This window comes from Labrenzia sp. THAF82 (assembly GCF_009363435.1).
GTDB lineage: Bacteria > Pseudomonadota > Alphaproteobacteria > Rhizobiales > Stappiaceae > Roseibium > Roseibium porphyridii.
In genome coordinates, this window is record NZ_CP045354.1 from 3,905,236 (window position 1) to 3,929,833 (window position 24,598).

The following is a 24,598-nucleotide window of genomic DNA, read 5'->3' on the forward strand; positions in this document are numbered from 1 at the left end:
TCTCTCTTTGATTAGTAAACTACGACTGACCGAATGGATTCGCCTGCATGCATCAGGTCAAAGCCTTTGTTGATATCGTCAAGCGGCATCGTGTGCGTAATCATTGGATCGATTTCGATTTTTCCGTCCATGTACCAATCAACGATTTTGGGAACATCGGTGCGCCCACGAGCACCACCGAACGCGGTCCCCTTCCAAACCCGGCCCGTGACCAGTTGGAACGGACGGGTTGCTATCTCGGCTCCCGCAGGAGCCACTCCGATGATGATGCTCTCTCCCCAGCCCTTGTGGGCTGCTTCCAGTGCCGTTCTCATGACTTGAACGTTTCCAGTCGCATCAAATGTGTAGTCGGCACCTCCCTTAGTGAGGTTGACGAGATATGGAACAAGATCTTCCTCAACCTCGCTCGGATTGACAAAATCGGTCATTCCGAATCGTTCCGCCATTTCCTTCTTCTCAGGGTTCAGATCAACACCGACAATCTGGTCGGCGCCGGCAAGACGAAGGCCCTGAATAACATTGAGACCGATACCGCCCAGGCCGAACACAATTGCTCGTGACCCGATTTCCACCTTTGCCGTGTTGATGACCGCGCCGATACCGGTCGTAACACCGCAGCCGATGTAACAAACCTTGTCGAACGGTGCGTCAGGCCGGATTTTCGCCAGCGCGATCTCAGGAACAACCGTGTAATTGGCGAACGTTGACGTGCCCATGTAGTGAAGGATGGGGTCGCCATCGAGCGTCTTGAAACGAGAGGAACCATCGGGCATCAGGCCTTGCCCCTGCGTGGACCGAATGGCCTGACAAAGGTTGGTTTTCGGATTGAGGCAGTATTCGCACGTCCGGCACTCAGGCGTATAAAGCGGGATCACATGGTCACCCGGTTTCAAAGTGGTCACGCCAGGTCCGACCTCGACAACGACACCTGCTCCTTCATGGCCCAAAATGGCGGGAAACAAGCCTTCCGGGTCCGCGCCTGACAACGTGAATTCATCCGTGTGGCAAATACCGGTGGCCTTGACTTCGACCAACACCTCAAAGGCGCGCGGCCCCTCCAGATTCACGGTTGTGACTTCAAGTGGTTTACCGGCCCCAACGGCGACTGCTGCACGAACTTCCATGAATGGCACTCCCTTACTGCAATTCTTTGAAGCGAGAGTTACCTTCCAAGGCTCCAATTGCAAGGACCGATGCGGCACCGGATGTTTCGATTGCGCATCAACCGTTTTAATTTCGATTTGCGCGGGGGACGCACAAGTGGCCTTTGAGACAAGAATTTTGTTGGTTTTTGCTCGCCGCTCGCAATTGCTCTCAAGGCATGCGACACCTATGTCGCTTTCTGACAAGCGTGCGACCGAAACCTTATACGCAAGTTGGAACGCAATCGCGAATATGCCCGTCAACGGGTGGGTCGAGCCAATTTAGGCTGTGCGACCCTTAAGCGTTTGAAACAATGGGCTGGTATCTGCCTGAATAGGCGTGTCGGCCGCAACGTGCGGAGCCGCTGATTGATGAAGCGTTATTCCTTCCTGGAACTGGCAAAAAACGCCTTTTCCGCGCATCAGAACTGGGGCCGACAGTGGCGCAGTCCGGAACCCAAAGCCGAATATGACGTCGTCATCGTCGGGGCTGGTGGACATGGCCTGGCGACCGCCTACTACCTGGCCAAGGAGCACGGTGTCCGCAACATCGCTGTTGTCGAGAAAGGATGGCTGGGTGGCGGAAACACCGGTCGCAACACCACGATCGTGCGTTCCAACTATTTGTGGGAAGAAAGCGCTGGTCTCTATAACCACGCAATCGACCTTTGGCAGGGCTTGTCGCAGGAACTGAATTACAATGTGATGTATTCAGCGCGCGGCGTCATGATGCTGGCACACACGGTTCACGATGTGCAGGTCTCTCAAAGACACATTCATGCTAACCGGTTGGCCGGGGTGCAAAATGAATGGCTGTCACCTGAAGAAGCCAAGGAATACTGCCCACCGCTTAATATTTCAAAAAACATCCGTTATCCGGTGATGGGCGCTGCGCTTCAGCGCGTCGGCGGCACCGCGCGTCACGATGCCGTTGCCTGGGGTTATGCACGCGGTGCGGACGCACTTGGTGTCGACATCATTCAGAACTGTGCAGTAACCGGCATTCGACGTGACCAGAGCGGCGCGATTGAGGGCGTGGAAACAGCAAAAGGCTTCATCAAGGCCAGGAAAGTTGGTGTTGTCGCGGCAGGTCACACGTCGGTTGTCATGGAAATGGCTGGCGTTCGACTCCCGTTGGAATCTTATCCGCTTCAGGCCCTGGTCTCCGAACCGGTAAAGCCGGCCTTTCCCTGTGTTGTCATGTCCAACACCATCCATGCCTATATATCGCAATCGGACAAGGGTGAGCTTGTCATCGGCGCCGGAACCGATCAGTTCATTTCCTATTCGCAAACGGGCGGTATCCACATCAGCAATCATACGATTGACGCGATCTGCGAACTTTTCCCGCATTTCAGACGTATGCGCATGCTGCGGAACTGGGGCGGTATTGTCGATGTCACACCAGACCGGTCTCCCATTTTGTCCAAAACACCCGTCCCCGGGCTTTATGTGAACTGCGGTTGGGGTACAGGTGGCTTCAAGGCGACGCCTGGCTCTGGACACGTGTTTGCGCACACCATCGCCAAAGATGAGCCGCACAAGATCAACGCGGCTTTCACGATCGACCGTTTCCGTACCGGTCGCCTGATTGACGAGGCGGCAGCAGCCGCCGTGGCGCACTAAGGAATTTTTCGAAATGCTGCTGGTTTATTGCCCCTATTGCAAAGTGGAACGCCCGGAGACAGAGTTTTCCTGTCGCGGAGAGGCCCATATTGCCCGTCCGTCCGACCCTTCGCAAACCTGTGACGAGGACTGGGTCAACTACCTATACATGCGCTCCAATACCAAAGGCATCTATGCCGAGCGTTGGCGGCACATTCACGGGTGCGGTCGCTTTTTCAACGCCGTGCGAGATACGGTCAGCGACAATTTTCTGACGTTCTACAAGGCAGGCGAACCAATGCCGGACCTTGAGGCTCTTGCCAAGGAGGCCGGCAAATGAGCCAGCCCTTCCGTACGGAAAAAGGCGGCCGGATCAACCGGACCGAACAATTGACCTTTACCTTTGACGGTGAGGAAATGCAGGGGCACCAGGGCGATACCCTGGCTTCGGCCCTTCTTGCCAACGGCGTGCATCTGGTTGGCCGCTCCTTCAAGTACCATCGACCGCGCGGCATCGTGACGTCTGGATCAGAAGAACCGAATGCATTGGTCGGCATTTATCGGCACGGTGATCAGACGCCGAACCTGCGAGCAACCCAGGTAGAACTCTATCAGGGTCTGGAGGCCATCTCTCAGAACCGGTTTCCTTCACTCGGCTTTGACATCGGAGCTGTAAACGACCTGCTATCACCACTTTTCCCGGCGGGTTTCTACTACAAGACTTTCATGTGGCCGAAAGCCTTCTGGGATCGCGTCTATGAGCCGGTCATCCGCGCTGCCGCCGGTCTTGGAAAGCCACCCAAGACACCCGACCAGGACACCTATGGCAATATTTACGCCCATTGCGATGTCTTGATTGCTGGATCTGGTCCTGCCGGTCTTGCCGCAGCTCTTGCAGCTTCAGAGACTGGCGCAAAGGTCATCCTTTGCGACGAACAATCTGAATTCGGCGGCTCGTTGCTCAGCGAAGTCAGTGCAAGCATCGATGGGAAAGACCCGTCGGAATGGATTGCAGAAACAATTGCCAAGCTTGGACAGATGGACAATGTCACTCTGCTGCCGCGCACGACGGCTTTCGGCTACTTCGCCCATAACTATATCGCCCTCGCGGAACGCGTGACGGAGCACCTGCCCGATCCCGACCCCAAGTTGCCACGCGAGCGTCTCTGGCAGGTACGTGCCAAGGAAGTGGTGATTGCCTCAGGCGCTATCGAACGTCCGATGATCTTTCCCGAAAATGATCGACCGGGCATCATGCTCGCGGAAGCCGGGCGGACCTACCTGAACCGATATGGTGTAAAGGTCGGACACAACGTTCTGGTCGCTGCGGCTTGCGATACCGCCTGGCAAGCAGCGTTTGATCTCGCCGACCATGGCGTTGAAGTTGCCGGGATCGTGGACTTGCGGGAAACTCCGCCAGAAAACCTAATGGCGATTGCCAAAGCGCGCGGAATTCGTGTTGAGGCAGGATGCATGGTAACCGGCACGCTTGGCCGTAAGCGCATCAAGGCTGCATTGCTCGGACGCATGATGACGTCTGGAAATGTCGCCTCCGGCGGACAGATTTCCTGTGACACATTGCTGATGTCCGGCGGCTGGACACCAACCGTCAGTCTCTACTCCCAATCTCGCGGCAAGGTGGTCTGGGACGCAGACAAGGGAGCTTACGTTCCCGGGGCTTCAGTTCAACGAGAGCGCTCGGCAGGAGCGAGCAAGGGACTTTATGGTCTGCAGGCGGCGCTTGAAGACGGATATGCAGCCGGAGAAGACGCTGCCAAGGCTGCCATCGGTAAATCCAAGAAGATCACTTATGCGGCAGCTACCGGTGGGGAAGCCGGATCCGGCGGAACACTCGGAGCACTGCCACACGATCGAAATGCTTCTCGTGTCAAAGCGTTTGTCGACTATCAGAACGACGTTACGGCAAAGGACGTCAAGCTGGCCGTGCGCGAAGGCATGCAGTCCATCGAACACATCAAACGCTACACGACAACAGGTATGGCGACCGACCAAGGTCGGTTGTCCAACATGAATGCGTTGCAAATTGCATCAGATTCGCTGGACAGGCCAGTGACGGATGTTGGTTTGACAACATTCCGCCTTCCGTACACACCGACGACGTTCGGCCTTTTTGCGGGCGTTGCCCGCGGTGACTTTTTCGATCCGGTGCGCAAGACCCCCTCACACGATTGGGTTGTTGAGAATGGCGGCGTTTTTGAAGATGTCGGCCAGTGGAAACGCACCTGGTACTTCCCAAAAAACGGAGAAGACATGCACGCAGCCGTCGCGCGTGAATGCAAAACGGTTCGCGAAAGCGTTGGCCTCTTTGATGCTTCAACGCTCGGCAAAATTGAAGTGGTCGGCCCGGATGCCGCCGAGTTCCTAGAGCGGATGTACACCAACCCTTGGAAAAAACTAGCGCCGGGGCGTTGTCGCTATGGTCTGTTGTTGAATGATGCCGGTTTCATAACAGATGACGGTGTCATCGGTCGCCTGGCGGAAGATCGTTTTCACGTCACCACCACGACAGGCGGCGCGCCAAGCGTATTTGCCACAATGGAGGACTATCTGCAGACCGAGTGGCCGGAACTGGATGTTTGGATCACCTCCACCACTGAGCAATACGCTGTTGCAGCAGTTCAGGGACCAAAGGCGCGCGACGTCCTGGCGCCTTTTGTTGAAGGTGTGGACCTTTCTGCAGACGCCCTGCCTCATATGAGCGTTAAAGAGGCGAAATTCTGCGGTGTTCCTTGTCGTTTGTTCCGCATCTCGTTCACCGGAGAACTCGGCTTTGAAATCAACGTCTCTCGACGCCATGGCAAAATGATGTGGGAAACGCTGGCCAAGGAAATCGAGAAGTTTGGCGGCACGGCATACGGAACCGAAAGCATGCACGTTCTTCGTGCAGAAAAGGGGTACATCATCGTCGGCCAGGACACAGACGGTACCGTGACACCACAAGATGCCGGAATGAGCTGGGCAATAGGCAAGAAGAAAGCAGACTTCGTCGGCAAGCGCGGACTGGATAGACCAGACCTTGTTGCAGACAACCGCAAGCAGTTTGTCGGCCTGTTGACCAAGGACCCCAAAGTCCAGTTGGAAGAAGGGGCTCAAATTACGACGGCCGAGAACCCGGCAATCGGGACACCAGCCGAGGGCCACGTAACCTCCTCCTATTTCAGTCCTGCGCTCGACAGAAGCATTGCACTTGCGATCGTAAAAAATGGCCATTCGCTCGAAGGCAAAACCCTCTATGTGCCCATGCCAGATGGCAGCATACCGGTAGAAGTCACCGGACCAGTGTTCTATGACAAGGAAGGAGCACGGCTCAATGTCTGACCTCATGGCAAGCGACCTCATCACGCCGGACGCCGGAGAAGCTCCCCTGCTGAGCACAAATGAGGTTTCAATTCTTAAGGTGGTTCCGCTTACCCGATTGTCGCTGCGTTTGCGCGAAGCGTCGCAAAAGGCCGCCGGATCCGCTTTTGGCGTTGACCTTCCGGTCGAGCCATTGAGTTCCGCGACCGCTCACAAACGCGCCGCCCTTTGGATGGGCCCGGATGAATGGACACTACTTGCACCGGAAAGTACTTCTCAGTCCGTCTTCTCCGACTTCGACGAACAACTCGGAGCTCAACCACACTCGCTCGTCGATGTTTCTGAACGCTCCGAGGCAATAATCGTGAGCGGACAAAAGGCTGCATGGTTGTTGAACACGGGGATCTTCATTGATTTTTCGATCGAAGAATTTCCTGTCGGAACGGTGTCCAGGACGATTTTTCACAAGTCTCCGGTGATGGTATGGCGCACTGGTGAAGAAGCGTTTGTTGTCGAGGCCTGGGTATCATTCATGGACTATGTGTCCGGACTGCTAGTGCAATCGGCTTCTGAGTTGAGTGCAGCCTGAATACGTTTCTTGCTATGAGCTCTCTGTAATCGCGGGTCCGCCCGCGAGAACAAGCCTATTTTACTGATTTCCCTGCCTAAACACTTGCAAAAGAGAACAAAACCCAGCCAATTGCTGGGATGCTGAAAATCGGTTCCTACAACATTCAAAAAGCAATTGGCGTGGATGCGCGGCGAAGACCGGACCGGACACTCAAAGTTATCCGAGAACTGGACTGCGATATTCTAGCGCTTCAGGAAGCCGACAAACGTTTCGGACCAAGAGAGAGCACCCTGGACAGGAACAGCATAGTAGCGGAAACCGACTATCGCCCTGTTCCATTTGGGACCAGCGAAAAGAGCCTCGGCTGGCATGGAAACGCGATCCTCGTTCGCAAGGATATAAGTGTCTTAAGCTATCAAAGGATCGACCTGCCGAAACTTGAACCTCGAGGTGCTGTCACTGCCGACCTGATGGTGGCTGACAAAAAGATTCGGATCGCAGCAATGCATCTCAGTCTTGTCGGGCATTTCCGAAAGAAACAGATTACCTCGCTCATGCATCAACTGCACGAGCACTTGGACTACTTGCCCACGGTGCTGATCGGTGACCTGAACGAATGGCGTGACACCGCCGGAAGTATCAAGTTGTTCGAGAAACACTACGAAGTGACAACACCTGGAAGAAGCTTTCCCAGCCCAATGCCCGTCGGTAGCCTGGATCGGATTATCACGAGCCCGGAATTCACCGTTACGCAAGCAGGTGTTCACAAATCCAAGACAGCCCGTGTTGCATCCGACCACTTGCCCGTTTGGGCCAATCTCACGCTGGAGCCCGCAGCTCACCTGTCAAAAGGTCTTGAGACCCCTTCGGAATGACAGCCCAGCCAGATCATCAAGATATGATCAGTTTAAGAAATCCAAAAAGAGCTGCTGCCAACATTGCGGCCGCCGGTACCGTCACGGTCCAGGCCGCAACAATCGTCATCAGATTCGCCCGACGAACCAGAAGGCGTCGCTGACGCTCCTCCCTGTTCTGAAGCTGATTTCGCGGTTTCATGATGCCGTCATCGGCAACATAGCGGTTTCGGTACCATTCTCGGTAAAACCCGACGCCGAACACAGCACCAACGGCAATATGAGTGGAAGACACCGGCAGGCCGAATGCTGACGCCGCCAACACAGTTGCTGCGGTTGCCAAGGTTACGCAAAAGGCCCTGATCGGACTGAGTTTTGTGATCTTTTTGCCGACGACAGTAATTAGCCTTCGCCCAAAAAGAAGCAGTCCCGCCGAGATACCGAACGCACCGACTGCACTCACCCATATCGGGATCACGGGGTTCAATGTTCCCATGAACCAGAAGCTTAAATCGGTAAACTCATTTGATTGGCTAAGAACGATCGCCGCAAGCGGACCGATTGCATTTGCAACATCATTGGCGCCATGAGCAAAGGACAAGAGTGCAGCGGTTACCATCAGTGGAATCGCAAAAAGCCCTTTGAGAGCGCTTGCCCCGCTGTGGGCGTATGCCTCCTTGCTCGCCGTTTGAGAAAAGACAACGGCCTTGTAGATGCGCCAGACAAGCAAGCCGGTGGAAATTGGTAGAATGATCGTGAGCCACACAGGCAAATCAAACAAACGGCCAGACACTTTCAGCACCAGATAGGCGCAAAAGGTCGCTCCCATAGCTCCCAACAGCATCGGCAACCAAAACCTGGCCGCTTCTATACGATCCTTGGAATAAACCACTCGTGCGTTGATGAATGCCATCAGTCCGGCGCCAATCAGTCCCCCAAGCACCGGTGAGAATATCCAGGTAACCGCAATCGTCGAAACCGTGGTCCAGTTGATCGCCGAAAATCCACTTGCCGCAATACCTGCGCCAACAATGCCTCCGATAATCGAATGCGTCGTTGAAACCGGCGCTCCGATTAACGTCGCAAAATTGATCCACAACGCAGCGGCGGCCATCGCAGTCAACATTGCCTTCATAAAATCGAGGTTGTCCGCGACATCGTTCGGACTGAGTATCTCGCTTGAAACCGTCGACATGACTTCGTTGCCCGCAAGCAAGGCCCCTGCACTTTCACAAATCGCAGCAATGATCAGTGCGCCCGTCAAGCTGACGACACGCGCACCGACGGCTGGACCGACATTGTTGGCAACGTCATTCGCACCGATGTTCAAGGCCATGTAGCCGCCAATTGCGCTGGCAGCGACAAGAATGAAGACATCGGAATATGTTGCGGAAATGACTTGTGTACCGGCTACGGCAGCGCAGAGAGCCACGAAGACAATTGCCAGCCCTGGACCACTTAGCCGGCGCCCCATGGCTTCAGCCGCATCTCCGACGAATCCCAATCTGTCGAGATCCTTGTCGAGTGCTTTCTGTCTGGCATCCTTGCGTGTCAGCAACTAGCGTAATCCTGATGCGCCGATGTGCGCAAATAGCGCGAGCAACGGCGACGATTTTTGATTGGCGGGTCTTCTGCCGTATTGTCAATGACCCGCATTTTCAGACCAAACTGGAGCTAAACCTGAAACAGTTTGTCTAATGTTAGGTTCAGGTAATTTCAGACCTGTGACGACGCAGAAAACGCCGCAGTGAGGCTTCATCGGCGAGTTTCATGGCTTCGGAAACCGGGGACCAGACACATTTTCTTTGTCCGATTTCAGGAAAATCCTGAAGCTGTTTTTCGAATCGCACTTTGAAAACCAACACTTTGGTGCGGATTTTCAAACCGCTCGCCAAGCCTTTGAACGAGCGAAAACTTCCCAGCGGTCTTGTTTCAGCCGAACCCATGACACCCGCTTCTTCATAAGCTTCAATGCTCGCGGTTTCACTGGCGGATTTGTCAGTTTCCGGCCAACCCTTGGGCAAGATCATGCGCCCGGTATCTCTGGTGGACACCAACAGGATTTCAGGTTCACTTTCTCCCGGTCGGACGCACAGCGCAGCAATCTGCAGACGGGCTGGTTTGAAAAACAAACCTGCCAGACCCTGCAACCAGGACGAATCCTGAGTCGAAATTGCTTTGGCGTCCGCCATCTCCACACCTAATCTCTTGATTGCGCGCTATATAGAGATTTCCGCTGCGTCCGTCCAGACAAAAGTGCACTTGGTGCGCGTGTTCCGGGGGATAAGATTTGCCTGCACTTCTTTGTCAGGTTGTTGTTTTTACATGATCTGCAGTCCAGTTTCCTGGCCACACTTCAGCCTGTCCGGACCTCAGATTGCGCAGCTGCTCTAACGGTGCATCTACGATCAGGAACGGCTCGCTTTTATCCATGCCGTCGGTGGCCGGAGTTTCGGCACCTATGCCCGTAAATCCAAATTCTTCTTCACACGGCAAGTAGAGAGCAGCGCCGGACACATTGGTTTCGTTTTGCGTGGTCCCATCTGAACGACCAACAGTACCGCACACCGCGATCGCGCACATAAGTTCCACCGCTCTCGCCCTGGCGCACCCAAAGACACGGTGATAGCCGGACAGCTTTTCAGTCATGGAAGGAACCAGGACCAGATCTGGATTGTGCTTTGCAAGCAGGCAGCTCAGTGCCGGCATTTCAATGTCCAAACAGATCAGGACAGCAATCTTTATGCCACTAAGCTCAAAAATCTTGAGTTCACTGCCTGGAACCAATTGCCAGGTGTCCGGGCTTTGCTCAAATGGCGTCAGGCTCAATTTGTCCTGATGTTGCACCTTTCCATCGGGCGATAGCAGGAATGCAGTGTTTGTCAGCCCGGATGGTGTCGCGACTGGCATGGTTCCGACAAGAAGCGAAAGGTTATGTTTCTTGGTAAGTGCCGACAAGTAAGGCAGCAACTCCCTTCCAACCGACGCAAGAAATGCTAATTCCCCTCTAGGCTCCAGCCCGTCAGGTTTGAAGGCAAGACAACATTCAATGACATATTCAGGCATCATCAGAATGCCAGCGTCGGCATTCGCTGCGCGCGCCATACCTTCTTCGATCATTGAAGCGAATTCTTCAACAGACCCAGGTGCCCGACTCAGATTGAAAGACCACAGCGCGATAGAAAGATGTGTCATGGCACCCTGAAAGATGACTAACGAAAATCTTACTTAGTAATCCGGGCGCTATTGTATCAAGTCAGAAAAATGAGGTTTTAGTTTCAGTCTATAAACAATCCAACGAAAGCTGCGAGAAAAACAAGGAAGCCAGTCCCTATCAAGGCCCCTTTGGGCTCCCTCGGCAGCTCTGTGAGTTTGGCTGATTTTCGCACTTCGCGGATCCCTTTCAGGGCGCGTGTCGTTCGCTGGTCAATTTCCGCAAAATACGGCGAAAGCTCATTCTGAGCGCGCATGCCTGATCCTCACGATTCCTTCGTGGGATCCAACATAAAGCAGCGGCGTTAGAGCTTGGTTAATACGACCTTTCCGCGGGAGGTGGTGAATACAATAAGACCTGATAGGATCCAAACATCACTCGCAGGGAAAAACACGCATGATTGAACCAACTGTATTGCTAACGTATGTGATCATCGTTCTGGGATTTGTTTTTATACCGGGACCTGCAACACTGCTTACGGTTACGCGCGCAACAAGTTCAGGTGCAAAGGCCGGAATTGCGACCGGTGCCGGAATAGCCGTCGGAGATGTGATTCATACACTTTTGGCGGTTCTTGGCCTTTCGGCGATCATTGCGACATCTGCGGTTCTGTTCAACGTGATCAAATATCTTGGTGCCGCCTACTTGATCTATTTGGGCGTTAAAGCGCTCCTGGCGCGGTCCAACCTAGCTGGCATCAAAATTCCTCCCGTTACGCCCGGCACTGCATTCAAACAAGCTGTCTACGCTGAGCTGCTCAATCCGAAAACAGCATTGTTTTTCCTTTCGTTTCTGCCTCAATTCGTGCAACCAGAAAACGGAATGGTCTTTCTTCAACTGATCATTCTCGGTTTGATTTTCGTTGCACTTGGCCTGATCAGCACAGTCGTTTTTGCTGTTAGCGCAGGCGCTCTTGGAGATTACCTGAGAAAAAATCCAGCAGTTGTGAAATGGCAGAACAAGGTCGTCGGATTGATATTCGTCTCGTTGGGAGTTCGCCTGGCGCTTCAGGAAAAATAGATCAAACGCGAGTTTTCTGCGGGTCCGCCACGTCCAGAATACGAAGTTGAACCTTGGGAGTACCCTGCCACGTGTCGATCGAGAGTGACCCGGCGACATGTAGGTTGCGGCCCCGGTTTTCAAGCAACATGCGACCGTGCGGCTTGTCATCTGCCTTGAAACATATGGCTTTCAGAGCTGTTCCGTCACCGGAAGCCAGCGTAGCGCGCACGTGACCATTGCCAACAACGTCGGCGAAAGAAATCCTGTGGGCCGGGAACACAAATACGGGCTCTGAATGTCCTGCGCCGTAGGGCCCAGCCCGCTCGAGAAGTTCTAGCAGATCGAGCGTCGCGCCGGTCGCCGTCAAAGCTGCGTCGACCTTTAAACTGCGATGGGCTGTCGCCGCTTCGACATCCGATTTCAACTCAGTATTGAAGAATGCCTCCAACTCCGCCGCCTTCTCGCGGCGCACCGTCAATCCGGCGGCCATGGCGTGTCCGCCTCCCTTTTCAAGCAACCCGTCTTCTACGGCCTTACGGACGGTCTTGCCTAGATCAACTCCGGGTATCGAGCGGCCAGAGCCTGTTCCTTTTCCTGTCTCATCATAGGCAACAGCGAAGGCCGGGCGGCGGTGGCTTTCCTTCAGGCGAGAGGCAATCAGACCAACGATGCCAGGATGCCAGTCTTCGGAACCTGTCAGAAGAACCGCCGGGTCGCGTTCCTCCAACGCCAGCACAGCTTCAGCTCCGGCCTGTTCCAACATTGCCGCTTCCATAGCCTGGCGTTCGGTGTTGAGCTGATCAAGTCGTTCGGCAATGGCACGCGCTTCCATGGGATCTTCAGTTGTCAACAACCTCGCCCCAAGCGCGGCATCGCCAATGCGCCCACCAGCATTAATGCGTGGACCGATCAAAAATCCCAAGTGGTATGGCGCAGGTTTTCCGCTGACACGTGCGGTGTCTGACAGCGCGGTCAGGCCGTAGTTGCGCCTTTGATGCATCACAGCCAGTCCACGTGTGACATAGGCACGGTTCAAGCCGACGAGCGGCACCACGTCACACACGGTGCCGAGCGCTACAAGGTCCAGCAGCGCCATGAGGTCTGGTTCTTTGCGTCCCTGAAAGACACCGCGCTGTCTCAATTCCCTATTCAGGCCGACCAGAAACAGAAACGTTACGCCAACAGCTGCAAGGTGCCCCTGATTGGAAAGATCGTCCTGTCGATTGGGATTGACCAGCGCTGATACGGTCGGCAACGTTTCACCAACTTGGTGATGATCGATCACAACGACATCGAGGTCGAGACTTTCTGCCGTTTCAAAAGCTTCGAACGATGTGCTGCCACAGTCGAGCGTGACCAGCAGTTCGGCCCCATCTGCGTGCAATGCCTCAATGGCCGGCCCGTTCGGTCCATAGCCTTCGATAATCCGGTCCGGAATATGGATGACAGGTTCGAGGCCGAGCCATTGCAGATATTTTGCAAACACGGCTGACGAGGTCGCGCCGTCAACATCATAGTCGCCAAAAATCGCGATCTTTTTGCCAGATGTCACCGCATCGGCAACTCTTTCAACGGCTGCGTCCAGGTCGACCAGCTTCGAGGGGTCAGGCATCAGCGATTTGAGCGACGGCTCAAGAAACTGGTTCGCATCTGCCGGCACCACGTCCCTCGCCGCCATCACTCTTGCCAGAACGTCGGGCAATCCATGCAGCTGGGATATGGCCATAGCTGACCGTGCCTGGGCTGCACTTAGCCGTTCCCGCCAGGCATTGTCATTTGCGGATTTGGCGACCCCAAGTACAAGCCGCCGTTCCTCATCTCCGGTCAACCCGATCATTCAGTCCCGGCTTAATCCAAATGGAATTTTTCAAGATCCGTGTGCTGAGCCTTAATGTAGCGAACGGTACCTGTGGACGAGCGCATAACCACGGTATGGGTGGTGATATGGTTCCGACCGAAGCGTACACCTTGAAGGAAATTTCCGTCAGTAACGCCGGTCGCCGCAAACAAGACGTCGGGCCCTGCCATTTCCTCCAGCGTGTATTTCTTCTTGATGTCTTCAATACCCATACGATGCGCGCGCTCAACCTGTTCATCGCGCGTGATGACGAGCCGCGACTGCATCTGACCGCCAATACAGCGAAGTGCAGCAGCTGCCAGAACGCCCTCTGGTGCTCCTCCGATCCCGGTATAGATGTCGATGCCGGTTTCATCAGAATCCGTTGTATGAATGACACCAGCAACATCGCCGTCACCAATAAGACGTATCGCAGCACCAGTGGCCCGTATTTCCTCGATCAACCTGGCATGACGCGGACGGTCTAGAACACAGGCCGTGATCTCTTCGATCTTGACGCCCTTTTCTTTCGCAACTGCCGCCAAGTTCTCTGCAATCGGCGCATCAAGATCGATCAGCCCCTTCGGATAACCGGGACCGATGGCGATCTTGTCCATATAGCTGTCAGGAGCATTAAGGAGATCATTTTCAGGTGCCAAGGCAATGACGGCCAGTGAATTCGGCAGGTTTTTGGCGCAAATGGTCGTGCCTTCTAGTGGATCCAGGGCGATATCAACTTTTGGCCCCTGTTTGGTTCCGACATTCTCGCCTATATAGAGCATCGGGGCTTCGTCGCGTTCGCCCTCGCCAATCACTACCGTGCCATCGATCGGGAGCCTGTTGAGTTCCCGGCGCATTGCGTCCACCGCTGCCTGGTCAGCCGCCATCTCATCGCCATGACCACGCAGACGTGCAGCCGACACGGCCGCTCTTTCACTGACACGCGCCAGTTCCAACGTCAGAATTCGGTCAAGTCCACTTGCCGGCTGATTTTCAGTTTCGGACATCAACATCTCCAGTCTCTTTTCCCGCAAGACACCTGGGCGGGCACACACACATCAGTTCAGGTTTTCGATCCGGATCATTTGCGGTTTCTCGGCAACAACCCCTTTCGACATGATCACCTCCAGAGCCTCCTTGATGGCAACTTCTGTGGTTTCATAAGTGATCAGTATGACAGGTTGAGGCGCGTTCTCATCGTATTTTCCAGGGGCTTCGCTGCCGGCATGTCGTTTCTGAACGATCGATTCAAGAGAAATACCGGCATTGCCCATGCAATGAGCGATTTCTGCGAAGGCTCCGGGTCGGTCATAGACCGAGAGCCGAATGTAGTACCCACCTTCATGCAAACGCATTCGCGCCCGCTGATAGTCTTTGAGGTCCACAGCCGGCATGCCAAGCACCGGTGTCCGGTCACCCCGGGCCACATCCGCAACATCGGCGACAACGGCCGACGCTGTCGCATCGCCGCCTGCCCCCGGGCCTGCCAATACGATTTCACCGACAAAATCGCCATCAACCGCCACGGCGTTCAAAACACCATCGACCTGTGCAATGGCCGAATTTTTAGGAACCATGGTCGGGTGCACGCGTTGCTCTATGCCGGTCTCGGTCTGCTGGGCCACACCAAGCAGTTTGATGCGGTACCCCAATTCATCCGCGGCCTGAATATCTGCCGTTGTAATGGACGTGATGCCTTCCAGATAGATGTCATCGCTGGCAATCCTGGTACCGAATGCAAGACTGGTCAGAATGGCGAGCTTATGCGCCGTGTCATTGCCTTCAATGTCGAAAGTCGGGTCGGCTTCGGCGTATCCCAGCCGCTGAGCATCAGACAGGCAGTCCTCAAAGCTGATGCCCTCTGCTTCCATCCGCGTCAGGATATAATTGCACGTGCCGTTCAAAATCCCATAAACGCGGCTAATGCCATTGCCCGACATCGATTCCCGCAACGTCTTTACAATCGGAATTCCTCCGGCAACGGCCGCTTCATAGTTGAGACACGCACCGTTGGCTTCAGCGATCTCTGCAAGAGCAACGCCGTGCCGGGCCAGCAAGGCCTTGTTGGCCGTGACAACATGAATGCCACGTGCAAGCGCAGCTCTGACGCTGTCTTCTGCAGGCCCGCTGTCTCCGCCAATCAGTTCGACAAAGACATCGATATCGCCTTTTTCCGCCATTTCGACGGGGTCGGTAAACCACTCGAATCCGGAAACATCAAAACCACGATCCTTGTCGCGATCGCGGGCGCTAACAGCGGTCACGGAAACCGAGCGCCCCGTTCTACGGGCAATCTGGTCGCCGTGTTTTGCCAGGAGGCGCAAGACGGATGCACCTACAGTGCCCAGACCAGCGACGCCGACTTTCAATGTTTCAGCCATATGAGAAATGGATCCAGTTCCGTTTAACCAGAGGTATCGAGCGGGATGACGTTGTGCAGCTTTTGCTCCGCGGTTTCAAGGAAGCGGCGGACATTTCTCGCGGCTTGGCGAAGTCTCTGCTCGTTTTCCACCAGACCGATGCGCACATAGTCGTCGCCGTGTTCTCCAAACCCGATTCCCGGTGCAACCGCGACTTCTGCTCGCTCCAACAAAAGCTTTGAGAACTCCAGACTCCCGAGCGAGCGGAAACTTTCCGGAATCGGTGCCCAGCAAAACATGCTGGCTTCCGGAGCCGGAATATCCCAACCAGCTCTGCCAAAGCTTTCCACGACCACGTCGCGCCGACGCTTATAGGTTTCGCGCGTTTCCTTTATGCAGTCTTCGGGACCGTTAAGGGCAGCAGCGGCGGCGACCTGAATTGGAGTGAAGGCACCATAATCCAGGTAGGACTTTACCCTCGCCAGCGCGCCGACAAGCCTTTCATTGCCGACTGCAAACCCCATGCGCCAACCGGGCATTGAAAATGTCTTGGACAGCGAGGTGAATTCCACAGTGATATCCATTGCCCCGGGCACCTGAAGTACCGAGGGTGGCGGCGTATCGCCAAAATAGATTTCCGAATAAGCCAGATCTGAAAGAATGAAGATGTTGTGCTTGCGTGCGAATGCGACCACGTCCCGGTAGAAGTCCAGATCGGCGCAAAATGCCGTCGGATTGGCTGGATAGCAAAGGATGATCGCAATTGGCTTCGGAACCGAGTGAATGACCGCTCTCTCAAGTGCTTCAAAGAATGAAGGGCCCGGTTCGGCTGGAATGTTGCGGATCGAAGCGCCCGCCATCAGGAATCCGAACGTGTGGATCGGGTAGCTCGGATTGGGGCTCAGAATCACATCGCCAGGAGCAGAAATGGCTTGGGCCATATTGGCAAAGCCTTCCTTGGATCCAAGTGTCGCGATTACCTGTGTATCGGGATCGAGCTTCACGCCAAAACGGCGTTCATAATAGGCAGCCTGCGCCTTCCGCAGCCCATTAATGCCCTTTGAGGCTGAATATCGATGCGTCCGGGGGTCTTGTACAACTTCCGTCAGCTTGTCGACGATGTGTTGCGGTGTCGCCAGATCCGGGTTGCCCATGCCAAGATCAATGATGTCCGCCCCTGCCCCACGCGCCTTTGCTTTCAGACGGTTGACTTGTTCGAACACATACGGCGGCAGCCGTTTGATCTTGTGGAATTCCTCCATGGCGCGGTTCCTTGCGAGATTTCATGACTGTCGACGCCAAAGCGGGAGGCGTGGCGCGGACGCGGCGGAGGTCTTTTAGCAGGCCGGATCAGATTGCGCACCCGTCTTTGCATCGCAAATCGTCTAATTTTTGCACGGAATTTAGCCGCAGAACGCATCTTAAAAAACTGAACCGATTTAATTCAAATGTATGCCAAGGATATGGCCAAGCATTGTACCTTTGCGGCGGTAAAAGCTGCGAAGCCGTCTTTCAGATTGTCGGTTGTTTCGAGCGGAGAAAATTCAGCACTTCGCCAAATACGAAAGACCCTGAAACGCAAGGTCGGATGAAAAAATCCCTTCAGATCAAACGCTGCCTTGATTGAAGAATTGACCTCACCGCAGATGTCCTGCCTCATTCGCCGGCGAGCGATTCCAGATAAGCTTCCGTCTGCTTTCGATCTTCGGGATTGATCAATCCTCTTGGCTCACCTGTATTGACTATTGGGCCATAGCCTTTCGGCGCCGGCACATTGGTATTTCGCGGCCCAGGATCAGTCTTGAGCGCATCAACCAGAGGCGTTCCAGGCCCCACTGCACATGATGCAAGTGCGAGCAACAACGTCGATGCCAGTGCGTATGCGCATCTGTTTCGCATTTTCAATTAGCCCTTTCCGGGTGTGCACCCAGCCGACCATGCGGCTGTCACAATATCCAATTACTTGATCCTGCTTTCTGGCGATTCCACAAGAGGTGACAACCGTTTTCGGCCTGAATCATGATTTGAATTTCTCACGCAAGCGAATGAGCCTGACAAAGCCAGCCATTTTGGTGTCCACTTTTAACCAATCGACGGAAACAGATCCTTGTGTCATAGATATCTGATAGTTCAAAATACCAGCGAAATTATAACAAGATAACGCATTTGAACGCACACGGTCTCGAGAGTCAGGATTGGAGACCGTATAGAGCGCGAAAACCGGAGGGAACCTCTGCCAATGGCTGACGATCGCCAGCACCCGATGTTGCAATACATAATCAACAATCCTGAAGCTTTTGCCCAAAACCTGGCAAAAACACTGGAACAGGCCGGCAAGGCTCTCGCCGCCTATATCGAGCCTCGGGAACAGGGCAAGATCAAGCATGAGTCGACCGACGAGTTGACCGGCGTCGTCAAAACATTGGCCCAGGTGGGTGAATACTGGACTTCCGATCCGCAGCGCGCAATCGAGGCGCAGTCCCGCCTTTGGAGCGGCTACATTGACCTCTGGAACTCATCGCTGAAAAGAATGATGGGGGAAACTTCGGAACCGGCCGTTGAAACGCCCCCCAGAGACAAGCGCTTTGCCGATCCTGATTGGGAAAACAATCAGTTTTTCGATTTCATCAAGCAGCTCTATCTGATCACCAGCAAGTGGGCTGAGGACATGGTCCATGACGCCCATGGACTTGATGAACACACGCGCCACAAGGCGGAATTCTACGTTACCCAGATCGCAAATGCCGTTTCGCCGTCAAACTTCGTCTTGACCAATCCCGAATTGCTGCGCCTGACAATGGAGAGCAACGGCGAAAACCTGGTAAAGGGCATGCAGCACCTGGTTGAAGACCTGAAGACCGGTGAAGGCGAACTCAAGATCAGGCAAACGGACCCTTCGAAATTCAAACTAGGCGACAATCTCGGAAATACGCCCGGCAAAGTGATTTCCCAAAATGACGTCTGCCAGGTTGTTCAGTATACGCCGACCACAACAGATGTCCTCAAGCGCCCGCTCCTGGTCGTACCGCCATGGATCAACAAGTTCTATATCCTCGATCTCAATCCCGAAAAATCCTTCATCAAATGGGCTGTTGACCAAGGGCACACGGTATTCGTGATCTCCTGGGTGAACCCTGACGAACGGCAGGCTCAAAAAAGCTTTGAGCACTATATGAGAGAAGGCATTCTCAACACGCTCGACGTCATCAAGAAAACCACACGCCAATCGGAAGTGAATTCCATCGGATATTGTGTCGGCGGAACGCTACTGGCCGTCACACTTGCCTATATGGCTCGAACTGGCGACGACCGTATCAAAACCTCTACCTTTTTCACGACCCAGGTCGACTTCACCTTTGCAGGTGATCTGAAAGTATTTGTCGATGAGGAACAGATCTCCATTTTGGAAAAACGCATGGAGGAACAGGGTTATCTGGATGGTTCCAAAATGTCCTCGGCCTTCAACATGCTGCGGTCCAACGACCTAATCTGGTCCTATGTGGTCAACAACTATCTGAAGGGAAAAGAGCCGTTCCCGTTTGACCTGCTCTACTGGAATTCAGATTCCACCCGCATGCCGGCCGCCAATCACTCCTTCTATCTGCGCAATTGTTATCTCGACAACAAACTTTCCAAGGGTGAAATGGAAATCGCCGGAGAGACGCTTGATTTGCAGGATGTCAAAATCCCGATTTTCAATCTGGCAACGCGGGAAGATCATATCGCCCCACCAAAATCCGTGTTTGTAGGCTCAGGATGTTTTGGAGGACCTGTTGAATATGTCCTTGCCGGGTCAGGCCACATTGCCGGCGTCGTCAATCCGCCTGCCAAAAACAAATACCAGTATTGGACCGGAAGAGAACCCAAAGGCACGCTTGAGAATTGGCTGAAGATGGCCAAGGAACATCCCGGTTCCTGGTGGCCCTACTGGGATCAATGGATCCGCTCAAACGATGACACCTTAGCGAAGGCACGAAAGCCGGGTGCCAATCGTACCAAGATCCTGGAAGATGCGCCAGGCTCCTACGTGATGACTAAGGTTTAGAGCCTGATCAAACGCGCATAATTGTTGGCGATCACCCTGAGCGCGCACCGAGGGGCATTGAGGTCATCGCCAGCAGTTTGCCAAGCTTGTCTGCGCTCATCGGACGACCAAAGTGGAAACCTTGAACGATTTCACACTGGCAGCTTGCAAGAAACGCCTGTTGCTTTGCCGTTTCCACGCCTTCGGCAACCACGCAAAGCCCCAATTCCCGCCCGAGTGAAATAATGGCGCGCGCAATGCTGCGGTCGCTTTCGTCAAAGTCGAGATTCAGGATGAAACTCCGATCGATCTTGAGCCTCGTTAGCGGGAAACTTTTCAATGACGCCAGGCTGGAATAACCCGTACCAAAATCATCAATGGCCAAGTTCACCCCAATGTGCCGGAAGCCTTCCATCAATTTCACGGCCTGTTCGGCATTCTGGATCAACAAGCTTTCGGTCAATTCGAGTTCCAGAAATTGTGCCGGCAGGCCAGCGTCGGCGAGAGCTGCCGAGACATCTGCAATAAGGCCTGTGTCCCGGAACTGCCTGGCGGATACGTTGACGCCAACTGAAATGGGCGCGAATCCCTTGTCCTGCCATTTCTTGTTCTGACGGCAAGCTTCATGCATTACCCACCGTCCAAGCGGAACAATCAGACCACTGTCCTCTGCAAGAGCGATGAACTCTGCCGGCATCAAGCGGCCCAGCGCGCTGTGCTGCCAACGAACGAGGGCTTCCGCTCCAACTATACGTCCGCTTTCCAGGTTGTATTGCGGCTGGTACTCGAGGAAAAATTCACCGCTTTCAATGCCGGTGCGCATTTCTTCAAGCAGGGTCAACCGGTTCAGCGATTTTTCCGGGCGTGTCTGCTCAAATACCTTGTAACCATCCCGCCCGGACGACTTGGCTTCAAACATTGCCTTGTCTGCATTCCGCAACAACTCGGCGGCATCGGCAGCGTCTTCTGGATAGCAAGCAGCTCCGATGCTGCAGGTGATGTGAAAGGAAAGGTCACCAATACGAATTGTTTTGATAATCTCGTCACGCAAACGGCCCATGAAGCTAGCCAGTTCTCGTTTTTGCGCAGCCTCACCATCCAAAATCAGAACAAACTCGTCGCCGCCAAAGCGGATGGCTTCATGGGCGTGACCATGCAAGGACATGATACGCTCTGCGACAATCATCAACACCTGATCGCCGATCGCATGCCCGAAGCTATCGTTCACGATCTTGAAATTATCCAGATCGACGAAGACAACTGCAACGGGACCACCTGTGTCATGGCTGGCAGTGATTTTCTGTTCAAGCTTGGCCTTGAATTCATGTCTGTTGGGCAGGCCAGTCAGAACATCATGATTTGCAAGATATCGGATACGACTTTCCGCCCTGTCCCTTTCGACGGCGATGGAAGCAAGGCGTGCAGCTTCCCGGGCCAAGTTCTGTTCGTTGTCGCTGGGCGCTCTTACCTCGTTTGAATAGAGGCCGAATGTCCCGAGCAGCTTCGTGTCCTGCCCGAAAAATGGCATGGACCAGCAGGAGCGCATATCAAACTGAGACACGACGTCGATGAAGTCTTCCCATAGCGGATCGTTCAATATGTCTTCAACAATGACGCACTCTTGTCGAAAGGCAGCTGTTCCGCATGAACCGGCTTTTGGTCCGATAGGAACACCATTAGCAGCTTCAAGATAAGCCTTTGGTAAAGAAGGTCCCGAACTGCTGAGCAAGTGTTCACCGCTCTCGTCAAGCAGCATCACTGACCCCATGACGCCTTCCATCTGGCTTTCGATCGCCAGGACGAGTGTATCCAGAACATCGCTTATAGGTGCTCCCGTCGCGATTTTCTGTAGGACCTGGTTCTGTCCTTGCTGCAAAAGTTCTGCATTCTTGCGTGCAGTAATGTCTCGGCAAATACCCACGATACCGACAGACACTCCTTCCCTATCGATCACAGGAAATTTGGAAGACGAAAACCACTTTCGCTTGCCATTCGGGAGGATCAGCAGCTCTTCGAAATCGTATTTCGCCTCTTGCGACGACATGATTTCGTCTTCGGCAGAAAGGAAGGCACTGCCTATGGGTTGAGAATGAAGATCCAGATCCGTTTTGCCAATCAGATCCGAGCTGGCCTCGCAACCGATGTCGAGGGCGATCTGACGATTAGCCATGACAAAACGGCTGTGGCGATCCTTGACAAAAATATAGTCGGCCACCTGGTTCACGAGTGTGGTCAACCAGGCGCCGTTTGGCCGGAGTTCATCACTTTTGCTCAGATGGCTGATCTTGTTGAGACGGGCAAGCTCGGTCGCCAATGAGACGAGGTCATCTTCATTCGCGACATTCTCGACATGCTTGCTCTCGGGCAAGTCCATTCATCCACCCAGCCGGTTGCACCTGAACTGAAAGCGATATTCGCTGAACTGGAACTAAAAAACAATGAATACGATGCAAGACACAGATTTACCCCCGTTAAACTTGAAATTGTCTTGCTGAAACTTGGCCTGACCTAGACCCTCTCAGTTTCAAAGAGCGAAGAACTAATATTACCCGTATTTTTTACAATAGATATCTTTTGATCACTCAACAAATGCAGGGCTCTTCCTGGCTAAATTTGAAGCGGATGTTATTTGCCTATCGCGTCGTATCCCGGTTATGATCAGCTCAGCGGGACCAGCAAGTACCTGAGATGCAGACCACACAACGTCCAAGCCTTTCAATTGCCACTGAGCACATGACGCGCGCGCCTGCGCAGCCAACGCTGCAACTGCGTGCTCATGGCGCTATGGCAAAACCGGCATCTGCAATCGTCACCTATATCAAGATTATTGCGCCAAGTGCGCTCACTGCAGCATTGTGGACGCATGTTTGGCTCGGCTCATTTGGGTCCATTGTGATGGCGGTTGCGGTGATGGGGGCTTTTTTGGTCCTTTCACGTTTGTTCTTTGCAGTCGGCAAGCACAATGGATGGGCGCGCCGGGTCGCATTTGGCGAAAGAATTTGGCTCAACCGGATGGTGGTGCCTATCCCGCAAAACCTCAACTTCAGAATTACCACCCTTTACCTTGTATTTTGGACAGGCACCCTTGTCGCAATAACAGGCGGCTTTACCGCGTCGCTGCTACTCGCTCTTTCGGGCCTTACGGTCGCCTATGCCACACAATTTGTCTGTTTCCGCAAATTGATCCATCTTCACAGCATCATGCAGGACAAAGCTCCCCTTTACCGTTTCTGGTCCATTGAAGCGGTCAACGACAACTCCAAAGCTGGACGGCAAAGCGCCTGAACCGGCTTCGGGATCCTTTATCCAGTCATGATGGATCGTCAGGTTGCTTTGGACCTCCGCTCGGCCAAAAGCCCGATATATGTCAGCGCAACACTCGCACCTGCAATTGATGTGGTATCCGCGTGGTCATACGCCGGTGCAACCTCCACCACATCGCCCCCGACAAAATTCAGTGTTCCGAGTTCACGTAAGATGGACAAAGCCTCTCGTGACGAAAGCCCTCCAGATACTGGTGTTCCTGTGCCAGGAGCAAATGCCGGGTCCAGGCAGTCGATATCGAACGTCATATAGGCTGCCCCTTCCCCAACCCGGTTCTTGATCCGTTCAACGACACCCCTGATACCCAAATCATCCATCTCGTGACCGTAGATAATCTCCAGACCGCAGGTTTCGGGGGCATGCGTGCGTATGCCAATTTGAATGGAGCGGTTCGCGTCAATCAGCCCTTCGCGGACGGCACGGCCTGTAAAGGTACCATGATCTATTCGGTCGCCCTCATCTGACCAGGTGTCCTGATGCGCATCGAATTGAACAAGCGCGAGCGGTCCGTGCTTTGCCACATGTGCCTTCAAAAGCGGATAGGTGACGAAGTGATCGCCCCCAATAGAAAACAGATGCGTATCGCTTGAAAGGATCGTGGATGCCTGTGCCTGGATATGCCCCGGAATATCTGCATTCTTTCCATAGTCGAAAACGCAATCGCCATAGTCTACGCAGGCAAGGTTTTCGAAGGGGTCCATTTGAAAGGGGTATTGAGGGTCCCCATCAAAAATGGCTGAGGCCCTGCGTACGCCCTGCGGGCCGAAACGTGCTCCAGGTCTGTTTGACACCGAGGCATCAAAAGGTATTCCCCAGATGGCCAAGTCGACATTCGATAAATCTCGACTGTAGCGACGCCGCATGAAAGACAATGCTCCGGCATAGGTCGGTTCATGCGAACCTCCTTTGACGCTCTTTCCCAAGAATGCGTTGTCGGTCGGGCGAGGCAAATCCGATGTCATGTCGTTATCCCTGGGGCGTCAAGCGCGCTTTTCGAGGTGAACCAGATCGTATTTCTGTCATAACCGTCTGATTGCGCATAGGATTAAATCGGTCGGTTCGGACGTCCAAATATCACAAAGAGCGATTGCCTTACGTCAAATCCCTTTAAAGCATCTCTCATATTTGGGTGGCTTCCAAGGGGCCGCTATTTCCTTTGACCAAAGCGCAAATAGACCCGACGAGGTCGCTAGCAACGCAATTCAAATGTTCTTTGCTCCGATCACGACCAAGACTGGAAATCGCCACACCCCCATCATCAACTTAAAGATGCACAATGCATCAGAACGCCTTCTTGATTGAAGTAACCGACACTTTACGTTACGTTATTTTAGTATTTTTGGAGGC

Annotated in this window: 19 protein-coding genes; 8 read left to right on the plus strand and 11 right to left on the minus strand. The window is 53.9% G+C overall.

What is annotated here, in order from left to right; translation table 11 throughout:
• Nucleotides 1–11: 11 nt before the first annotated feature.
• Nucleotides 12–1,124, minus strand: coding sequence for an S-(hydroxymethyl)glutathione dehydrogenase/class III alcohol dehydrogenase (locus FIV00_RS18025; RefSeq protein ID WP_152502049.1), 1,113 nt, complete (start codon nt 1,122–1,124; stop codon nt 12–14).
• A gap of 390 nt (nt 1,125–1,514) precedes the next feature.
• Here FIV00_RS18025 and FIV00_RS18030 point away from each other — a divergent pair, with 390 nt between their 5' ends.
• The 5 genes from FIV00_RS18030 (at nt 1,515) to FIV00_RS18050 (ending at nt 7,511) form a co-directional block, all read left to right on the plus strand.
• Nucleotides 1,515–2,768 carry a sarcosine oxidase subunit beta family protein gene (locus FIV00_RS18030; protein ID WP_152502050.1) on the plus strand — a complete coding sequence of 418 codons (1,254 nt, stop codon included), beginning with the start codon at nt 1,515–1,517 and terminating at the stop codon, nt 2,766–2,768.
• Nucleotides 2,769–2,781: 13 nt separating this feature from the next.
• On the plus strand, nt 2,782–3,087 hold the full coding sequence (locus tag FIV00_RS18035; RefSeq protein WP_152502051.1) for a sarcosine oxidase subunit delta: 306 nt from the start codon (nt 2,782–2,784) through the stop codon (nt 3,085–3,087).
• Nucleotides 3,084–6,086, plus strand: coding sequence for a sarcosine oxidase subunit alpha family protein (locus FIV00_RS18040; RefSeq protein WP_152502052.1), 3,003 nt, complete (start codon nt 3,084–3,086; stop codon nt 6,084–6,086). The genes FIV00_RS18035 and FIV00_RS18040 overlap by 4 nt, the downstream gene beginning before the upstream one ends.
• Nucleotides 6,079–6,654 (plus strand): sarcosine oxidase subunit gamma, encoded by a 576-nt coding sequence (locus FIV00_RS18045; RefSeq protein WP_152502053.1) that lies wholly within the window; start codon nt 6,079–6,081, stop codon nt 6,652–6,654. Before FIV00_RS18040 ends, FIV00_RS18045 begins: the two co-directional genes overlap by 8 nt.
• 119 nt (nt 6,655–6,773) lie before the next feature.
• Nucleotides 6,774–7,511: an endonuclease/exonuclease/phosphatase family protein gene (locus tag FIV00_RS18050; protein ID WP_152502054.1), complete on the plus strand. Its 738-nt coding sequence runs from the start codon at nt 6,774–6,776 to the stop codon at nt 7,509–7,511.
• Between the two features lie 16 nt (nt 7,512–7,527).
• On the opposite strand, the gene FIV00_RS18055 is transcribed toward FIV00_RS18050, so the two are convergent.
• From FIV00_RS18055 to FIV00_RS18065, 3 genes are all read right to left on the minus strand, one after another.
• Nucleotides 7,528–9,048 (minus strand): inorganic phosphate transporter, encoded by a 1,521-nt coding sequence (locus FIV00_RS18055; RefSeq protein WP_371419538.1) that lies wholly within the window; start codon nt 9,046–9,048, stop codon nt 7,528–7,530.
• Nucleotides 9,049–9,196: 148 nt separating this feature from the next.
• Nucleotides 9,197–9,682, minus strand: a complete 486-nt coding sequence (locus FIV00_RS18060) for an NUDIX hydrolase (protein ID WP_152502055.1) — start codon at nt 9,680–9,682, stop codon at nt 9,197–9,199.
• 115 nt (nt 9,683–9,797) lie between these two features.
• Nucleotides 9,798–10,685: a nitrilase-related carbon-nitrogen hydrolase gene (locus tag FIV00_RS18065; protein WP_152502056.1), complete on the minus strand. Its 888-nt coding sequence runs from the start codon at nt 10,683–10,685 to the stop codon at nt 9,798–9,800.
• Nucleotides 10,686–11,100: 415 nt separating this feature from the next.
• Between FIV00_RS18065 and FIV00_RS18075 the strand changes: the two genes are divergently transcribed.
• Nucleotides 11,101–11,724, plus strand: coding sequence for a LysE family translocator (locus FIV00_RS18075; protein ID WP_152502058.1), 624 nt, complete (start codon nt 11,101–11,103; stop codon nt 11,722–11,724).
• A gap of 1 nt (nt 11,725) precedes the next feature.
• Here the strand turns inward: FIV00_RS18075 and recJ are convergent, their stop codons facing one another.
• The 5 genes from recJ to FIV00_RS18100 form a co-directional block, all read right to left on the minus strand.
• The gene (gene recJ / locus FIV00_RS18080; RefSeq protein ID WP_152502059.1) at nt 11,726–13,543 is read right to left on the minus strand and encodes a single-stranded-DNA-specific exonuclease RecJ; all 1,818 of its coding nucleotides are present in this window, start codon (nt 13,541–13,543) and stop codon (nt 11,726–11,728) included.
• 11 nt (nt 13,544–13,554) lie between these two features.
• The gene (gene glpX / locus FIV00_RS18085) at nt 13,555–14,550 is read right to left on the minus strand and encodes a class II fructose-bisphosphatase (protein WP_173006045.1); all 996 of its coding nucleotides are present in this window, start codon (nt 14,548–14,550) and stop codon (nt 13,555–13,557) included.
• A gap of 51 nt (nt 14,551–14,601) precedes the next feature.
• The gene (locus FIV00_RS18090) at nt 14,602–15,924 is read right to left on the minus strand and encodes a homoserine dehydrogenase (RefSeq protein ID WP_152502061.1); all 1,323 of its coding nucleotides are present in this window, start codon (nt 15,922–15,924) and stop codon (nt 14,602–14,604) included.
• A 23-nt stretch (nt 15,925–15,947) separates the two neighbouring features.
• Entirely contained in the window at nt 15,948–17,165 is a 1,218-nt protein-coding gene (locus FIV00_RS18095) for an LL-diaminopimelate aminotransferase (RefSeq protein ID WP_152502062.1), read from the minus strand.
• Between the two features lie 394 nt (nt 17,166–17,559).
• On the minus strand, nt 17,560–17,802 hold the full coding sequence (locus tag FIV00_RS18100) for a hypothetical protein (protein ID WP_152502063.1): 243 nt from the start codon (nt 17,800–17,802) through the stop codon (nt 17,560–17,562).
• Nucleotides 17,803–18,142: 340 nt separating this feature from the next.
• On the opposite strand from FIV00_RS18100, the gene FIV00_RS18105 reads away from it, so the two are divergent.
• Nucleotides 18,143–19,948: an alpha/beta hydrolase gene (locus tag FIV00_RS18105; protein ID WP_152502064.1), complete on the plus strand. Its 1,806-nt coding sequence runs from the start codon at nt 18,143–18,145 to the stop codon at nt 19,946–19,948.
• A 31-nt stretch (nt 19,949–19,979) separates the two neighbouring features.
• On the opposite strand, the gene FIV00_RS18110 is transcribed toward FIV00_RS18105, so the two are convergent.
• Nucleotides 19,980–22,301 (minus strand): EAL domain-containing protein, encoded by a 2,322-nt coding sequence (locus tag FIV00_RS18110; protein WP_152502065.1) that lies wholly within the window; start codon nt 22,299–22,301, stop codon nt 19,980–19,982.
• Between the two features lie 314 nt (nt 22,302–22,615).
• Here FIV00_RS18110 and FIV00_RS18115 point away from each other — a divergent pair, with 314 nt between their 5' ends.
• Nucleotides 22,616–23,212: a DUF6653 family protein gene (locus tag FIV00_RS18115; RefSeq protein WP_152502066.1), complete on the plus strand. Its 597-nt coding sequence runs from the start codon at nt 22,616–22,618 to the stop codon at nt 23,210–23,212.
• A 38-nt stretch (nt 23,213–23,250) separates the two neighbouring features.
• Here FIV00_RS18115 and speB read toward each other — a convergent pair whose 3' ends face one another.
• Nucleotides 23,251–24,213 carry an agmatinase gene (gene speB / locus FIV00_RS18120; RefSeq protein ID WP_152502067.1) on the minus strand — a complete coding sequence of 321 codons (963 nt, stop codon included), beginning with the start codon at nt 24,211–24,213 and terminating at the stop codon, nt 23,251–23,253.
• Between the last annotated feature and the right edge of the window lie 385 nt (nt 24,214–24,598).

Bases quoted from the DNA above. Each gene is read 5' to 3' on its own strand.
- FIV00_RS18025 (WP_152502049.1), bottom strand. From the start codon at position 1,124: ATGGAAGTTCGTGCAGCAGTCGCCGTTGGGGCCGGTAAACCACTTGAA.
- FIV00_RS18030 (WP_152502050.1), top strand. From the start codon at position 1,515: ATGAAGCGTTATTCCTTCCTGGAACTGGCAAAAAACGCCTTTTCCGCG.
- FIV00_RS18035 (WP_152502051.1), top strand. From the start codon at position 2,782: ATGCTGCTGGTTTATTGCCCCTATTGCAAAGTGGAACGCCCGGAGACA.
- FIV00_RS18040 (WP_152502052.1), top strand. From the start codon at position 3,084: ATGAGCCAGCCCTTCCGTACGGAAAAAGGCGGCCGGATCAACCGGACC.
- FIV00_RS18045 (WP_152502053.1), top strand. From the start codon at position 6,079: ATGTCTGACCTCATGGCAAGCGACCTCATCACGCCGGACGCCGGAGAA.
- FIV00_RS18050 (WP_152502054.1), top strand. From the start codon at position 6,774: ATGCTGAAAATCGGTTCCTACAACATTCAAAAAGCAATTGGCGTGGAT.
- FIV00_RS18060 (WP_152502055.1), bottom strand. From the start codon at position 9,682: ATGGCGGACGCCAAAGCAATTTCGACTCAGGATTCGTCCTGGTTGCAG.
- FIV00_RS18065 (WP_152502056.1), bottom strand. From the start codon at position 10,685: ATGACACATCTTTCTATCGCGCTGTGGTCTTTCAATCTGAGTCGGGCA.
- FIV00_RS18075 (WP_152502058.1), top strand. From the start codon at position 11,101: ATGATTGAACCAACTGTATTGCTAACGTATGTGATCATCGTTCTGGGA.
- recJ (WP_152502059.1), bottom strand. From the start codon at position 13,543: ATGATCGGGTTGACCGGAGATGAGGAACGGCGGCTTGTACTTGGGGTC.
- glpX (WP_173006045.1), bottom strand. From the start codon at position 14,550: ATGTCCGAAACTGAAAATCAGCCGGCAAGTGGACTTGACCGAATTCTG.
- FIV00_RS18090 (WP_152502061.1), bottom strand. From the start codon at position 15,924: ATGGCTGAAACATTGAAAGTCGGCGTCGCTGGTCTGGGCACTGTAGGT.
- FIV00_RS18095 (WP_152502062.1), bottom strand. From the start codon at position 17,165: ATGGAGGAATTCCACAAGATCAAACGGCTGCCGCCGTATGTGTTCGAA.
- FIV00_RS18100 (WP_152502063.1), bottom strand. From the start codon at position 17,802: ATGCGAAACAGATGCGCATACGCACTGGCATCGACGTTGTTGCTCGCA.
- FIV00_RS18105 (WP_152502064.1), top strand. From the start codon at position 18,143: ATGGCTGACGATCGCCAGCACCCGATGTTGCAATACATAATCAACAAT.
- FIV00_RS18110 (WP_152502065.1), bottom strand. From the start codon at position 22,301: ATGGACTTGCCCGAGAGCAAGCATGTCGAGAATGTCGCGAATGAAGAT.
- FIV00_RS18115 (WP_152502066.1), top strand. From the start codon at position 22,616: ATGCAGACCACACAACGTCCAAGCCTTTCAATTGCCACTGAGCACATG.
- speB (WP_152502067.1), bottom strand. From the start codon at position 24,213: ATGACATCGGATTTGCCTCGCCCGACCGACAACGCATTCTTGGGAAAG.